This is a genomic window from Trichlorobacter ammonificans (assembly GCF_933509905.1).
GTDB lineage: Bacteria > Desulfobacterota > Desulfuromonadia > Geobacterales > Pseudopelobacteraceae > Trichlorobacter > Trichlorobacter ammonificans.
This window is the reverse complement of the sequence record NZ_OW150024.1, coordinates 2,227,372-2,239,988: the sequence shown is the minus strand read 5'-3', so window position 1 is coordinate 2,239,988 and position 12,617 is coordinate 2,227,372. Positions and strand designations below refer to the sequence as shown.

Annotated in this window: 14 protein-coding genes and 1 tRNA gene; 9 read left to right on the top strand and 6 right to left on the bottom strand. The window is 62.6% G+C overall.

The features are described from left to right. The gene (gene proC, locus RAK07_RS10125; protein WP_305732712.1) at positions 1-822 is read left to right on the top strand and encodes a pyrroline-5-carboxylate reductase; all 822 of its coding nucleotides are present in this window, start codon (positions 1-3) and stop codon (positions 820-822) included. A gap of 53 nt (positions 823-875) precedes the next feature. Here proC and RAK07_RS10120 read toward each other — a convergent pair whose 3' ends face one another. After that, positions 876-1,049 carry a hypothetical protein gene (locus tag RAK07_RS10120; protein ID WP_305732711.1) on the bottom strand — a complete coding sequence of 58 codons (174 nt, stop codon included), beginning with the start codon at positions 1,047-1,049 and terminating at the stop codon, positions 876-878. Then, positions 1,046-1,846, bottom strand: coding sequence for a polysaccharide deacetylase family protein (locus tag RAK07_RS10115; protein ID WP_305733508.1), 801 nt, complete (start codon positions 1,844-1,846; stop codon positions 1,046-1,048). Before RAK07_RS10115 ends, RAK07_RS10120 begins: the two co-directional genes overlap by 4 nt. A 151-nt stretch (positions 1,847-1,997) precedes the next feature. On the opposite strand from RAK07_RS10115, the gene RAK07_RS10110 reads away from it, so the two are divergent. The 8 genes from RAK07_RS10110 (at position 1,998) to RAK07_RS10075 (ending at position 8,667) form a co-directional block, all read left to right on the top strand. Beyond that, the gene (locus RAK07_RS10110; RefSeq protein WP_305732710.1) at positions 1,998-2,780 is read left to right on the top strand and encodes an enoyl-CoA hydratase-related protein; all 783 of its coding nucleotides are present in this window, start codon (positions 1,998-2,000) and stop codon (positions 2,778-2,780) included. A 74-nt stretch (positions 2,781-2,854) separates the two neighbouring features. Further along, positions 2,855-2,929 (top strand) — tRNA-Gln (locus RAK07_RS10105). Positions 2,930-2,969: 40 nt separating this feature from the next. Beyond that, on the top strand, positions 2,970-3,482 hold the full coding sequence (gene rimI / locus RAK07_RS10100) for a ribosomal protein S18-alanine N-acetyltransferase (protein WP_305732709.1): 513 nt from the start codon (positions 2,970-2,972) through the stop codon (positions 3,480-3,482). Then, positions 3,464-4,297, top strand: a complete 834-nt coding sequence (locus RAK07_RS10095) for a dihydroorotate dehydrogenase electron transfer subunit (protein ID WP_305732708.1) — start codon at positions 3,464-3,466, stop codon at positions 4,295-4,297. The genes rimI and RAK07_RS10095 overlap by 19 nt, the downstream gene beginning before the upstream one ends. Continuing rightward, positions 4,287-5,201: a dihydroorotate dehydrogenase gene (locus RAK07_RS10090; protein WP_305732707.1), complete on the top strand. Its 915-nt coding sequence runs from the start codon at positions 4,287-4,289 to the stop codon at positions 5,199-5,201. The genes RAK07_RS10095 and RAK07_RS10090 overlap by 11 nt, the downstream gene beginning before the upstream one ends. A gap of 12 nt (positions 5,202-5,213) precedes the next feature. After that, positions 5,214-6,764 carry a mechanosensitive ion channel family protein gene (locus tag RAK07_RS10085; protein ID WP_305732706.1) on the top strand — a complete coding sequence of 517 codons (1,551 nt, stop codon included), beginning with the start codon at positions 5,214-5,216 and terminating at the stop codon, positions 6,762-6,764. 2 nt (positions 6,765-6,766) lie between these two features. Further along, positions 6,767-7,309 carry an HD domain-containing protein gene (locus RAK07_RS10080; protein WP_305732705.1) on the top strand — a complete coding sequence of 181 codons (543 nt, stop codon included), beginning with the start codon at positions 6,767-6,769 and terminating at the stop codon, positions 7,307-7,309. Positions 7,310-7,461: 152 nt separating this feature from the next. After that, positions 7,462-8,667, top strand: a complete 1,206-nt coding sequence (locus tag RAK07_RS10075; RefSeq protein ID WP_305732704.1) for an S-layer homology domain-containing protein — start codon at positions 7,462-7,464, stop codon at positions 8,665-8,667. Between the two features lie 75 nt (positions 8,668-8,742). Here RAK07_RS10075 and RAK07_RS10070 read toward each other — a convergent pair whose 3' ends face one another. The 4 genes from RAK07_RS10070 to dnaK form a co-directional block, all read right to left on the bottom strand. Continuing rightward, entirely contained in the window at positions 8,743-9,054 is a 312-nt protein-coding gene (locus RAK07_RS10070) for a cytochrome C (protein ID WP_305732703.1), read from the bottom strand. Positions 9,055-9,058: 4 nt separating this feature from the next. Continuing rightward, positions 9,059-9,394, bottom strand: a complete 336-nt coding sequence (locus RAK07_RS10065) for a hypothetical protein (RefSeq protein ID WP_305732702.1) — start codon at positions 9,392-9,394, stop codon at positions 9,059-9,061. A gap of 38 nt (positions 9,395-9,432) precedes the next feature. Further along, positions 9,433-10,560 (bottom strand): molecular chaperone DnaJ, encoded by a 1,128-nt coding sequence (gene dnaJ, locus RAK07_RS10060; RefSeq protein WP_305732701.1) that lies wholly within the window; start codon positions 10,558-10,560, stop codon positions 9,433-9,435. A gap of 89 nt (positions 10,561-10,649) precedes the next feature. Beyond that, positions 10,650-12,575, bottom strand: a complete 1,926-nt coding sequence (gene dnaK / locus RAK07_RS10055; protein WP_305732700.1) for a molecular chaperone DnaK — start codon at positions 12,573-12,575, stop codon at positions 10,650-10,652. Positions 12,576-12,617: the final 42 nt, after the last annotated feature.

Genomic DNA, 12,617 nt, shown 5'->3' with positions numbered 1-12,617 from the left:
ATGCTGTTCGATACGACTATCGGCTTCATCGGCGGCGGCAACATGGCGGAGGCCCTGATCAAGGGACTGCTGGCGGGCGGGATGTCGCCGGGCAGGATCATCGTGGCGGAACCGGCCGCCGGGCGGCGGGCGTTTTTGGCCGAAACCCTCAAGGTGAAGGCGGTTGAGGAGAATACCGCCGCCGCGGCCGCCTCCCAGATGGTCGTGCTTGCGGTCAAGCCGCAAGTCGCGGCCAGCGTGCTCTCCGGCCTTGACGGCAGCGTTTCCGCCGACAAGCTGGTGATCTCCATCATGGCCGGCATTTCCACGATTTCCATCGAGGAGTCGCTGCAGAACGGCACCCGTATCGTCCGGGCCATGCCCAACACCCCGGCCCTGGTCTTAAGCGGCGCCACCGCCATCTGCGCCGGCCGCCGTGCCGATGCTGCCGACCTGGACCTCGCCCGCGAACTGTTCCTGACCGTCGGCACCGTGGCCACCATCACCGAGCGCCAGATGGATGCGGTGACCGGTGTTTCCGGCAGCGGGCCGGCCTACGCCTTCTCCTTCATCGAGGCCCTGGCCGACGCCGGGGTCAAGAACGGTCTGTCCCGCGACACGGCCCTGGCCCTGGCGGTACAGACCCTGCTGGGGGCGGCGAAGCTGGTGCAGGAGAGCGGCGATCATCCGGCAGTGCTGCGCGACCGGGTCACCTCGCCGGGGGGGACCACCATCTCGGCACTGCATACCCTGGAGAACGGCCGGTTCCACGGTCTGATCATGGATGCGGTGGATGCGGCGGTAAAGCGTTCCAGGGATCTGGCGGGTATCAAGCTGTTGTAGGCGCACCAGCCGAAGGCTGGTGCGGGCGAGCGTACATGAAAAAGCCGGAAACCTCAGGTTTCCGGCTTTTTGTTTATCCGCTCGTACAGCTCGATCTGTTCCCGCAGGGACAGTTGCCGGCGGCAGCAGTTCTCGTTACGGCAGCGGCGGCAGCGGTCATCGGAGCACCACTGGCAGAAGCGGCAGTCGGGGCAGGGATGTTTCTTCGGCGGATCGGCGTTACTCAATAGGCCACGTTTCTTTTGACGGCATTTCCCTGCAAAAGCTGCACAAACGCCTTGTCGCTATCGGCATTCACCAGGAGATAGCGGGGCAGAATGGCCAGCTTTTCCTTGGCGGTGGCGTGTCGGCGCTCGATGGAGAAGGTGCCGATGTACCCGGCCTCCCTGGCCTTCTGCAGCAGGTGGTCGTCGTAGATGCCGAAGGGCCAGGCCAGCAGGTCAACCGGTCCCCCTACTTCCTGCTCCAGCTTCTTCTTCGATTTGGTCAACTGCTCCATTACCAGCTTGTCGTAGGCGGCCGGTGCCAGCTTCTTCCGCTCTCGTTTGAAGTTGGGGTGCCAGTAGGTGTGGGACTGGATGTCGAACAGGCCGCTCTTCTTCAGCTCGCGCAACTGATCCCAGGTCATGGCGTACTTGGCGTTGGAAATGGCCGAAGGATAGACGAAGATGGTCACCGGATACCGGTATTTGCGGATGACCGGCAGCATGTCGCTGTAGACCGATTTGTGGGCATCGTCCTCAACAATGACCACCGATTTGGGGGCAGGAGCCGGACCCTTGCCCTGGTACCAGGCCACCAACTGGCGCAGCGGGATTACTCTGTAGCCGTTGTCGTGCAGATACTTCATCTGTGCTTCAAAGACCTGGGTCTTCATGGTCATGCCGTCGGCCACCACCGGGCCGAGGCGGTGGTAGAGCAGGATCGGCACCGACACCTCGGGGGAGGCGGCGGCGGTCGAAGGGCGGGGGACGATGAAAAGAACGGCGGCGATCAGAAGCAGCAAAGCAGTGCGGCACGGCATCATGGTTGTCAGGTGTCCTGTACGGGGAAGATTGGTCCGGGTCGGCAGTTACCGCAAACAAGCGGGGTACGGCATGGACTTCGGAAGCGGGATAAGTATAATTGGGCAGGCAGCAAATGGCAAGCAGCCCGATACCGAAAGGAGCGCGACAATGAGCTACGAGACCCTGTTGACCGAGCTGTCGGAAGGGGTGGCCACCATCACCGTCAACCGGCCGTCGGCGATGAATGCCATGACCACCGTAACGCTGCGGGAGCTGGACGATGCCGTGCGCACCATGAACGCCGCGAAAGAGGTGCGAGCGATCATCATCACCGGCGCCGGCGAGAAGGCGTTCATCGCCGGCGGCGACATCGCCCTGCTGCGGGATATGGGGCCGCTGGAGGCGCGGGAGCTGGCACAGTTGGCCCAGGGGCTCTGCAGCGCCATCGAACAGGGGGGGACCCCGGTCATCGCGGCGGTGAACGGCTATGCCCTGGGTGGCGGCTGCGAGCTGGCCATGAGCTGCGACATCAGGATCGCCGCGGAAACGGCCCGTTTCGGTCAGCCCGAGGTGAACATCGGTATCCTGCCCGGTTTTGGCGGCAGCCAGCGGCTGCCCCGGCTGGTGGGGAAGGGGAGAGCGCTGGAGATGATCCTGACCGGCGATATGATCGATGCGCAGGAGGCGTACCGCATCGGCCTGGTGAACCGGGTGGTGCCGGCCGCGGAACTGATGGCCACGGCCCGTGAACTGGCGCGCAAGCTGGCCGCCAAGAGTCCGCTGGCCCTGCGGCTTTGCAAGGAGGCGGTGATGAACGGCGTGGAGATGGAGCTGACCCAGGCCTGCCGCTACGAGGCCGAACTGTTTGCCGTGAGTTTCGGTACAGAGGACCAGAAGGAAGGGATGAGCGCCTTCCTGGAAAAACGCCCGGCCCGTTTTACGGGAGCATGAGAGGGCGGAGTCGGAGGCGTTGCAGGAAAGTCTTGACGGGATACCGGCGGTCTGCTATAAGGATCAACCGCTGCAGGGGTGTCGCCAAGCGGTAAGGCACCGGATTTTGATTCCGGCATTCCTAGGTTCGAATCCTGGCACCCCTGCCAATAAAAAATTCAGGCGTTTGCATTCAGCAGACGCCTTTTTTTGTTTACGACCGCCCGGTCAGGCGATATTCTCCGGCCGATGATCGCCATCCGCCCCATGACCGAGGCAGACCTCGATGCCGTGCTGACCATCGAGCGGGATTGTTTTCCCCGCCCTTGGAACCGCGACCATTTTCTGGCCGAGCTGGCCTCGCCCCGCGCCGCGGCAGTTGTGGCCGTCACCGAGGCAGGAGCGATTGCCGGCTACCTCTGTCTGAGCGTGCTGCTGGACGAGGCGGAAATCCTGGATGTGGCGGTACTGCCGACCATGCAGCGCAGCGGTATCGGTGCTCTCCTGCTGAGCTGGGCCTGCCGGGAGGCGGCGGTGCGGGGGGCAGCGGTCCTGCGGCTGGAGGTGCGGGCCACCAGTCTGCCGGCGCGTGCCCTGTATGAGCGGTTCGGCTTTGTGGGTGCCGGTCTCCGCAAGGGGTACTACGAGCAGGGGATCGATGCGGTTGTCATGGAGAAAACCCTCAGCGAGGAGGATGGTGCAGCATGCAGTTCACGGCAATGATTCTGGATAACGCCGAGGTGTCCCCCGGCTACTGGCGGATGCGGATGACCGCCCCCCCCGAGATGACCGCCGCCCGGCCCGGACAGTTCGTCATGGTGCGGGTGAATCGCTCCATCGACCCGCTGATCCGCCGTCCCTTCGGTGTCTTTGATGTGGGGGTGCTGCAGCCGGCCTACACGGGCGCTGCTCCGCAGCCCTACCTGGAGATCCTGTACCGGGTGGTGGGCAAGGGCACCGCCATGCTGGCCGACCTGCACGAGACCGATCTGCTGGACGTGCTGGGACCCCTGGGCAGCGGCTTCGACAACGGTCCTGCCGGCGAGGAAAAGCTGATCGTCGGCGGCGGGGTGGGGCTGGCGCCCCTCTACCTGCTGGCCCGGGAGCTGGCGGCGGAGGCACCGGTGCGTCTCTTTGCCGGCGGCCGCACCAAGGACGACCTGCTCTGCATCACCGAGTTCGAGCGGTTGGGAGTGGAGTGCTACGTGGCCACCGAGGACGGTTCACTGGGTGAACGGGGGCTGGTGACCCGGGTGCTGGAACAGCGCCTGGAGGTGACCGGCAATCGGGGCCGGATATTCGCCTGCGGTCCCCACGGCATGCTGAAGGCGGTGGCGGCCATTGCGGCCCGGCGCACTGTTCCCTGTCAGGTCTCCCTGGAGGGATATATGGCCTGCGGCATGGGGGCCTGTCTGGGCTGCGTCTGCCAGGGAACGAACCACAGCGCAGAAACCCCCGACTACCGCTGCGTCTGCACCGAAGGGCCGGTGTTCGACGCGAACGTCCTGAAGTGGGAGGAGGCCTGCCATGAAGCCTGATCTGTCAGTCGAGATTGCGGGTCTCAGGTTGCGCAACCCGGTGATGACCGCCTCCGGTACCTTCGGGTACGGCGAGGAGTTCAAGGAGTACGTCGATCTGGAATCCATCGGCGCCTTTGTCACCAAGGGGCTGTCCATAAAGCCCCGTGCCGGCAACCCCACCCCCCGCATCGTGGAAACCCCTGGCGGCATGCTCAATGCCATCGGCCTGCAAAACGTGGGGATCGATGCTTTCATCGCCCAAAAAGCTCCGTTCCTGCGTACGGTGAACACCCCGGCCATCGCCAATTTCTTCGGCAACACCCCCGAGGAGTACGCCGAGCTGGCCGCTCGCCTGGACGCCGTTCCCGAGGTGGCGGGCCTGGAGGTGAATATCTCCTGTCCCAACGTCAAGCAGGGGGGGATCGTCTTCGGTACCGACCCCGCCGCTGCTTCAGCGGTGACCGCCGCCTGCCGCGCTGCCACGAGCAAGCCGCTGATCGTCAAACTGTCCCCCAACGTCACCGATATCGTGGCCATGGCCCGGGCCTGTGAGGATGCCGGGGCCGATGCCCTGTCGGTGATCAACACCCTGACCGGCATGGCCATCGACCTGGAACGGCGCCGGCCGGTGCTGGCCAATGTGACCGGCGGCCTCTCCGGACCGGCCATCAAGCCGGTGGCGTTGCGCATGGTCTGGCAGGTGGCCCGTGCCGTGAAGGTGCCGGTGATCGGGATCGGCGGCATTATGTCGGCCACCGACGCCCTGGAATTCATGCTGGCCGGAGCCACCGCCGTGCAGGTGGGCACCGCCAGCTTCGTCAATCCGGGGGCGGCGCAGCAGATTGCGCAGGAGATGGAAACGTGGCTGGCAGAGCGGAATATCCCCTCTGTCCGGGAACTGGTCGGAGCATTGCAGAGCTAGGGGAGCGCGACCATGGCAGCGGCGCAGGCACCGATACCGGCCGGTTCGCAGGGGAGTGAAGGGATACTCTCCCTGGTCGACATCAACTATTTTCTGGTAAACAAGCTGGTGGTGCTGGTGGGGGTGATCCTCTTCTTCACCGTAGTGGCGGTGGTGGGACGGATTCGTCGCAGGCCCTGCCCTTCTCAAGTTGCCGGCACCATCAAGCTCTCCCTCCTCGGTCTGCTGTTGCTCTACTTCGAAGCCACGCTGACCGACTTTCCCAACTACCGCCTGATCCTGGCACGGCTGCAGAGCGTCATCGTTCTGGTCTGTCTGGCCAGACTGGTCATCTACCTGCTGGTGGACATGGCACTTGCCCTGCGTCGGCACGGCGAGGTGCCGATGCTGTTGCGGGACGCCATCCGTCTGGCGGTCTACCTGGTGGCGGCCATCGCCTCCCTTCGTCTCGTTTTCCAGGTAGATCTCTCCGCAGTGATCACCACCACCACCGTGCTGACGGCAGCCATCGCCTTTGCGATGCAGACCACCCTTTCCAACGCCTTCCACGGCTTTTCCGTGCAAATCGATCCTTTGATGGGCCGGGGAACCTGGATCACCATCCCGGAAAAAAACCTGTTCGGCGAGATCGTCAACGTCGGTTTCCGTTACATCACCCTGCGCACCCTGGATAACAACCAGGTGCTGGTGCCTAACAGCGTGGCGGTACAGAGCATCATTACCACCCACGGCAGCAGTCTCGTTCCCGCAGCCGAGCGGGCCGCCCAGACCCTGACCATCGGCCTGCCCTACGAACTGCCGCCGGAACAGGCACGCAGCCTGCTGCTGAAGATACTGCGGGATGAACCGCGGGTGCTGGACGAACCACAGCCGGTGGTACGGTTGCAGACCCTGGCCGACAGCAGCATCGTCTATCTGCTCAAGTTCTGGATTGCCGACCCGGTGCAGCGAGGCATCACCTTCGATGCGCTCCAGACCAAGGCGTGGTACGCCGTGCATCGGGCCGGCTGGGGGTTTCCGTTCCCCCATCGTCAGATCGTCACCGCAACTCCCCGAGAACCGTTTCCCTTTTCCCGTCAGGAACTGCTGGACGGTCTGCGCCAGAGTCATCTGTTCAGCGCGTTAAGCGATGGCGAGGCTCAGCTGCTGGCCGACGGGGCGCTGTTGCGGGTGTTTGCCCCCGGCGAGGCAGCGGTGCGTCAGGGAGACGAGGGGAGTTCGCTCTTTTTCGTCCTGAGCGGCAGCCTGGAGGTGCTGGCGGATGACCGCCAGGTGGCGTTGCTGGAGCGGGGACGGATGTTCGGCGAAATGTCGCTTCTGACCGGCGAGCCGCGCCGGGCCACGGTGCGGGCCGTCAGCGAGTGTATGCTGGCGGAGGTGCCGAAGCAGGCACTGGCGGAACTGTTGCAGCGGAACGAGAGGTTGCTGGAGCAGTTGAGCGAGGCGCTGGAACGGCACCGGGGGGGGATCCGGGAACATGCCGCACAGCGGACGGAGCAGGATAGTGATCGCCGCCGGGCGGACTATCTGAGTGTCCTGAAGTCTTTTTTTGGAAGGAGGTAGCCATGCAGGCGGTGGAAGAGCTGCTGAAGCGCTACTGTAGCCCCCGGACCACGTCGATCCTGATGACCCACGGCAGGATGATCGCCGGCAAGGCACTGGCCGCCTGTGCTGCGGCGGGGGCCGACGCGGAGACCCGGCGGTTGGTGATCGAGGCCGCCTACCTGCACGATATCGGCGTCTGCCGTGTGGATGCCCCGGATATCGGCTGCAGCGGGAGTGAGCCGTACATTCGTCACGGCCTGCTGGGCCGTGAAATTCTCGAGGCAGAAGGGCTGCCGCTCCACGCTTTGATCTCTGAACGGCACACCGGCGTCGGCCTGACGGTTGGCGACATTACCGGTCAGGGGTTGCCGCTTCCCCCCCGTGATATGCTTCCCCAGAGCCTGGCCGAACGGATCATCTGCTACGCCGATCTCTTCTTTTCCAAAAACCCGGAGCGGCTTGAAGAAGAAAAGACCGTGGAGAATATTCGAAAAAGCCTGGCTCGCTTCGGCCAGGACAAGGTGGCGGTCTTTGAAGGATGGCTGCGCGAGTTCGGCGGTTAAGCGGCTCCCCTTTTCAATGCCTCGGAGTCTGGTATAGTGGTGTATAGTGTCGTACGGGAGCGAGCTGTCCGGTCTGTCTGCTGTCCTCCCGCAGAGGGCGCGAAGCCGTTGTTCGGTTCCCCCACCCAATGTCGAATGAAAAGGAGATGCCTATGAAACGAATCTGGTTGCTGATGGTGCTTGCCATTGTCACGCTGTGTGCCGGCTGTGCCGCGCCGGTAAACCGCTGTACCGCTCCCGCGGACAATCCCCGCTACCACTATCTCCAGGGAATGGAAGCCCTTGAAGCGGGCAAGGTCGACGAGGCGACGTCAAAGTTCGACCGTGCCGTCTACTGTGATGAGCAGTTTTCTGCCGCCTGGTCCGGGGTGGCCGTTGCCCATGCTCTCAAGGCCCGCTCCCAGGCCGATGCCGGCTTCAGAAAGGTTGAGATGGACCGGGCACGGGAGTTTCTCGAAAAAGGGCGCAAGCTGGCCGAAACCGAGAACGACCGCTTCGAGAACCTGGTTGCCGTCGTCCGGGTGAATACCCTGCTCAAAGGGGACGGGTGGCTGGAACGGGCCCGGAGCGCCTGGCGGGAAGCGTTGGATCAAAAGGTTGACGAGAAACTCCTGGACTACTACCGGGGCAAGGAAGCAGCCACCTATTTCATGGGGCTGGCCTATCTCGAAGCGTATGAGTTCCGTAAGGCTGAGGATACCTTCCGCGATACCCTGGCTGCCCGCAAGGACGGCAAGTGGAATGAACCGGCCGACCGGGCCTGGAAAAAGACCGCCAAAATCGTGCGGGCCATGGGTGGCATCACCGTGGGAGACGTTGGGCGGAAGATCGCCGTGCAGGAAAGCGTCAGCCGTGGTGATCTGGCCGCGCTGCTGATCGATGAATTAAAGCTGGAGAAGCTGTTTGCCGGCCGGATTCCGGTCAAGTCCCAGCTTGCCAGGATGCAGGCGGAATTCACCCCCGCGGACATCCTCACTCATCCGTTCAAGAGCGAGATACTCACCATCATGAAGTGGAAAGTGCGCGGCCTGGAGCCGAAGGCCGACGAAACCACCCGTGCCTACCTGTTCAAGGCCGATGAGCCGGTGACCCGTGGCGAGATGGCCTTTATCCTTGAAGATGTACTGATCAAGCTGACCGGCGACGAGAAGCTGGCCACCGCCTTCTTCGGTCAGGACCGTTCACCCTTCCCGGATGTCAAGCCCACCTCTCCCTTCTACAATGCCGTGCTCAACATGACCACCCGCGGCATCATGGAAGGAGAGCTGTCGGGGGAATTCCGCATCAACGACCCGGTGGGGGGGGCTGAGGCAATTCTGGCGGTTCGGATGCTGCAACAACGTATCAATATGCGCTGACAGCACAGATAGCTGGCAGATAGAAAAGAAGAGAGGGCCGGCCCCCCATGGGCGCCGGCCCTCTCTTCTTGCAGCTTACGGCACCAGTTTGTGGCAGAACAGACAGCGGTGCTTGGGCGGATGATCGGGGGGCAGCTTGATGCCGCGGGCGTCGTGGCAGGGTTCGCAACTCTTCTCCGCCTCTTTCTTTGCCGGCTTGAAGAAGGCCCGCTTGAAAATGGAGGCATCGGGGCCGGGGGCGTTGCGGTAGGCAACCTCGTACACTTCCTTATGGGTATCGTTACGGGGGACCACCTTGGTTTTCTCCTTGCCGGAGATGGCCAGGAAGATGCCGACAACCACCACGATCAGCGCAATGAACCACAGGTCCTTTTTTTCAATCTTCATGTGATCAGTCCTTGATAAAGGTAAAATAGACAATGACGCCGCCGATGCCGAGGCCGAATCCCACAAAGGGGAGAACGGACTTCAGGGACATCTCCTGCCCCTCGGGCGGTATGGCAACCTTGACCATGATCGTCAGTGCCACCAGGGAGAAAACGGTCAGCAGTACGGTCTTCGAGCGCTTGTAGATACCGAAAAACAGCAATGCTGCCAAGGACAGTAGAATAACCCAGTTGGAAAATATCTGCTGCAGGGTCAGGTTCTGGATGGTGGTCATCAGGTTCTGTGTTTCGAAGGGGCGTAACGCCTCAACGGTTTTTTCCAGTACCTGCTCTTTTTCCATGGCTCCTCCCGTCAGGGCTGTTCACACATCTGCCACGTTTAGCTGATGAAGTCCATCACTTTGTCCAGAAAGGACTTTTTCATGGGATGGGCCTCTTCACCGCTGATTTTTGCAAACTCTTCCAGCAGTTCCTTCTGCTTCTTGTTCAGATTGGTGGGGGTTTCCACCTTGACGATCACCAGCTGGTCGCCGCGGCCGTACCCCTGCAGCGATGGTATCCCCTTGCCCCGCAGGCGGTAAATCTTGCCGGACTGCGTGCCGTCCGGAATCTTCATGGATACCTTGCCGTCAAGGGTCGGCACTTCGATTTCGCAGCCCAGGGCGGCCTGTACGAAGCTGACCGGAATCTCGCAGAGGACGTTGGTGTCCTCCCGTTGAAAGATCGGGTGCTCTTTAACCGAAATGGCGACATAGAGATCGCCGTTGGGGCCTCCCTTGACCCCCTGCCCCCCCTCGCCGGTCAGCTTCAGGCGTGAGCCGGTTTCGACGCCGGCCGGAATCTTGACCGACAGGTTCTTGGTATCCCGGACGCTGCCCCGGCCGCGGCAGTCGGGACAGGGATCGTCCACCACCTTGCCTTCGCCGCTGCAGGTGCCGCAGGTCTTGCTGACACTGAAAAAGCCCTGCTGGTAGCGGACCTGGCCGGCGCCCCGACAGGTGGGGCAGATCTTGGGGTCGGTGCCCGGCTTGGCGCCGGAGCCGCTGCAGGTGCCGCACCGTTTGGCAAAGGGTACCTCGATCTTCTTCTCGCAGCCGAAGGCCGCCTCCTCGAAGGATATTTCCAAGTTGTAGAGCAGGTCGTCCCCCCGCCGTCCCTGGGTACGGCGGCCACCGCCACCACCGAAAATATCGCCGAAGATATCGCCGAAAATGTCACCAAAGGGGGTGCCGGCCCCGAAGCCGCCGAAGCCGCTGGAGTAGCCGCCGGCACCGGAAACGCCGGCATGGCCGAACTGGTCGTACTGTGCCCGCTTCTGAGCGTCGGAGAGTACTTCATAGGCCTCGGTCGCTTCCTTGAACTTCTCTTCTGCAGCCGCATCGCCGGGGTTTTTGTCCGGATGGTACTGGATCGCCAGTTTGCGGAAGGCTTTCTTGATCTCGGTCTCGGAGGCATTTTTATGGACGCCGAGCACCTCGTAGTAATCACGCTTTTCGCCGTTAGCCACGGTTGGTTTCCTTGTTGGTCGGAATACGGCTGCAGGGGCGCACGTGTCGTGGGCCCCTGCAAACTCGCTGAAACGGGCAGCTGTGCTGCCTATTTCTTGTCGTCTTTTACTTCCTCGAAGTCGGCGTCGACGACTTTGTCATCCTTCGGCTTGGCGCCGCCGGCAGACTGGTCCGCCTCTGGCTGGCCACTGGCAGCGCCCGTTTCGGACTGGGCCTTGGCATACATTACCTCGGCCAGCTTGTGGGCCGCCTGAGCCAGCTCGTCGGTGGCCTTCTTGATCACTTCGGCATCCTCGCTGTCCATCACTTTGCGCAGCTCGGCGATCTTGTTCTCGATGGTCCCCTTGTCCACGGCATCCACCTTGTCGCCCACTTCGTGCAGCGACTTCTCGGTGCTGTAGATCATGGAGTCGGCCTGGTTGCGGGCCTCGATGGCCTCGCGCTTTTTCTTGTCCTCGGCGGCGTGGGCCTCGGCGTCCTTGACCATCTTCTCGATCTCATCCTTGGAGAGGCCCGAGGAGGCGGTGATCCGGATCGACTGCTCCTTGCCGGTGCCCAGATCCTTGGCGGAGACGTGTACGATGCCGTTGGCGTCGATGTCGAAGGTTACCTCGATCTGGGGTACGCCGCGGGGTGCCGGCGGAATGCCGGTCAGTTCGAAATTGCCCAGGGTTTTGTTGTCCCGGGACATCTCCCGCTCACCCTGCAGGACATGGATGGAGACCGCCGGCTGGTTGTCGGCGGCGGTCGAGAAAACCTGCGACTTGCGGCAGGGGATGGTGGTGTTCTTCTCGATCAGTTTGGTCATGACGCCGCCCAGGGTCTCGATTCCCAGGGAAAGCGGGGTGACGTCCAGCAGCAGCACGTCCTTCACGTCGCCCTTGAGTACGCCCCCCTGGATGCCGGCGCCGATGGCCACCACTTCGTCGGGGTTGACTCCCTTGTTGGGGGCCTTGCCGAAGATGTCCTCAACCCGTTTCTGTACCGCCGGCATGCGGGTCATGCCACCCACCAGGATGACCTCGTCGATCTCAGAGGCGGAGAGGCCGGCATCCTTCAGGGCCGTGCGGCAGGGGCCTTCCAGTTTGCGCAGCAGCTCGTCGCAGAGGGACTCCAGCTTGGCGCGGGTCAGCTTCAGGTTCAGGTGTTTGGGGCCGCTGGCATCGGCGGTGATGAACGGCAGGTTGATGTCGGTCTCCACCGAACCGGACAGCTCGCACTTGGCCTTCTCGGCAGCTTCTTTCAGACGCTGCAGGGCCATTTTGTCGTTACGCAGGTCGATCCCCTGGTCTTTCTTGAACTCGTCGGCGATCCAGTCGATGATCTTCTGGTCGAAGTCCTCGCCCCCCAGGAAGGTGTCGCCGTTGGTGGACTTCACTTCGAACACGCCGTCGCCCAGCTCAAGAATGGAGACGTCGAAGGTGCCGCCCCCCAGGTCGAAGACGGCGATCTTCTCGTCCTTCTTCTTGTCCAGGCCGTAGGCCAGGGCGGCTGCGGTGGGCTCGTTGATGATCCGCAGCACGTTCAGGCCCGCGATCTTGCCGGCATCCTTGGTGGCTTGGCGCTGGGAGTCGTCGAAGTAGGCCGGCACGGTGATGACCGCGTCGGTGACGGTTTCACCCAGGTAGTCCTCAGCGGTTTTCTTCATCTTCTGCAACACGATGGCCGAAATCTCCGGCGGCGAGTACTTCTTGTCCCGTGCTTCCACCCAGGCATCGCCGTTGTCCGCCTTGACGATCTTGAAGGGGGAGATGGAGATATCCTTTTTCACCGCGTCGGTATCGAATTTACGGCCGATCAGGCGCTTGATGGCAAACAGGGTGTTTTCCGGATTGGTGACGGCTTGGCGCTTGGCCTGCTGGCCCACCAGACGTTCTCCCGAATCGGTGAAAGCCACCATGGAGGGCGTCGTGCGGCTGCCTTCCGAATTGGCGATCACCACCGGCTCGCCCCCCTCCATGATGGCGACGCAGGAGTTGGTGGTTCCCAGGTCGATGCCGATAACTTTGCTCATTGTTTCAAATCTCCTTCCGTGAGAATCGTTCCTGGTATGAAA

Coding starts and splice junctions, on each gene's coding strand:
- RAK07_RS10070 (WP_305732703.1), bottom strand. CDS start 9,054: ATGAAGATTGAAAAAAAGGACCTGTGGTTCATTGCGCTGATCGTGGTG.
- RAK07_RS10065 (WP_305732702.1), bottom strand. CDS start 9,394: ATGGAAAAAGAGCAGGTACTGGAAAAAACCGTTGAGGCGTTACGCCCC.
- RAK07_RS10085 (WP_305732706.1), top strand. CDS start 5,214: ATGGCAGCGGCGCAGGCACCGATACCGGCCGGTTCGCAGGGGAGTGAA.
- RAK07_RS10110 (WP_305732710.1), top strand. CDS start 1,998: ATGAGCTACGAGACCCTGTTGACCGAGCTGTCGGAAGGGGTGGCCACC.
- RAK07_RS10115 (WP_305733508.1), bottom strand. CDS start 1,846: ATGCCGTGCCGCACTGCTTTGCTGCTTCTGATCGCCGCCGTTCTTTTC.
- RAK07_RS10080 (WP_305732705.1), top strand. CDS start 6,767: ATGCAGGCGGTGGAAGAGCTGCTGAAGCGCTACTGTAGCCCCCGGACC.
- RAK07_RS10095 (WP_305732708.1), top strand. CDS start 3,464: ATGCAGTTCACGGCAATGATTCTGGATAACGCCGAGGTGTCCCCCGGC.
- RAK07_RS10090 (WP_305732707.1), top strand. CDS start 4,287: ATGAAGCCTGATCTGTCAGTCGAGATTGCGGGTCTCAGGTTGCGCAAC.
- RAK07_RS10075 (WP_305732704.1), top strand. CDS start 7,462: ATGAAACGAATCTGGTTGCTGATGGTGCTTGCCATTGTCACGCTGTGT.
- proC (WP_305732712.1), top strand. CDS start 1: ATGCTGTTCGATACGACTATCGGCTTCATCGGCGGCGGCAACATGGCG.
- dnaK (WP_305732700.1), bottom strand. CDS start 12,575: ATGAGCAAAGTTATCGGCATCGACCTGGGAACCACCAACTCCTGCGTC.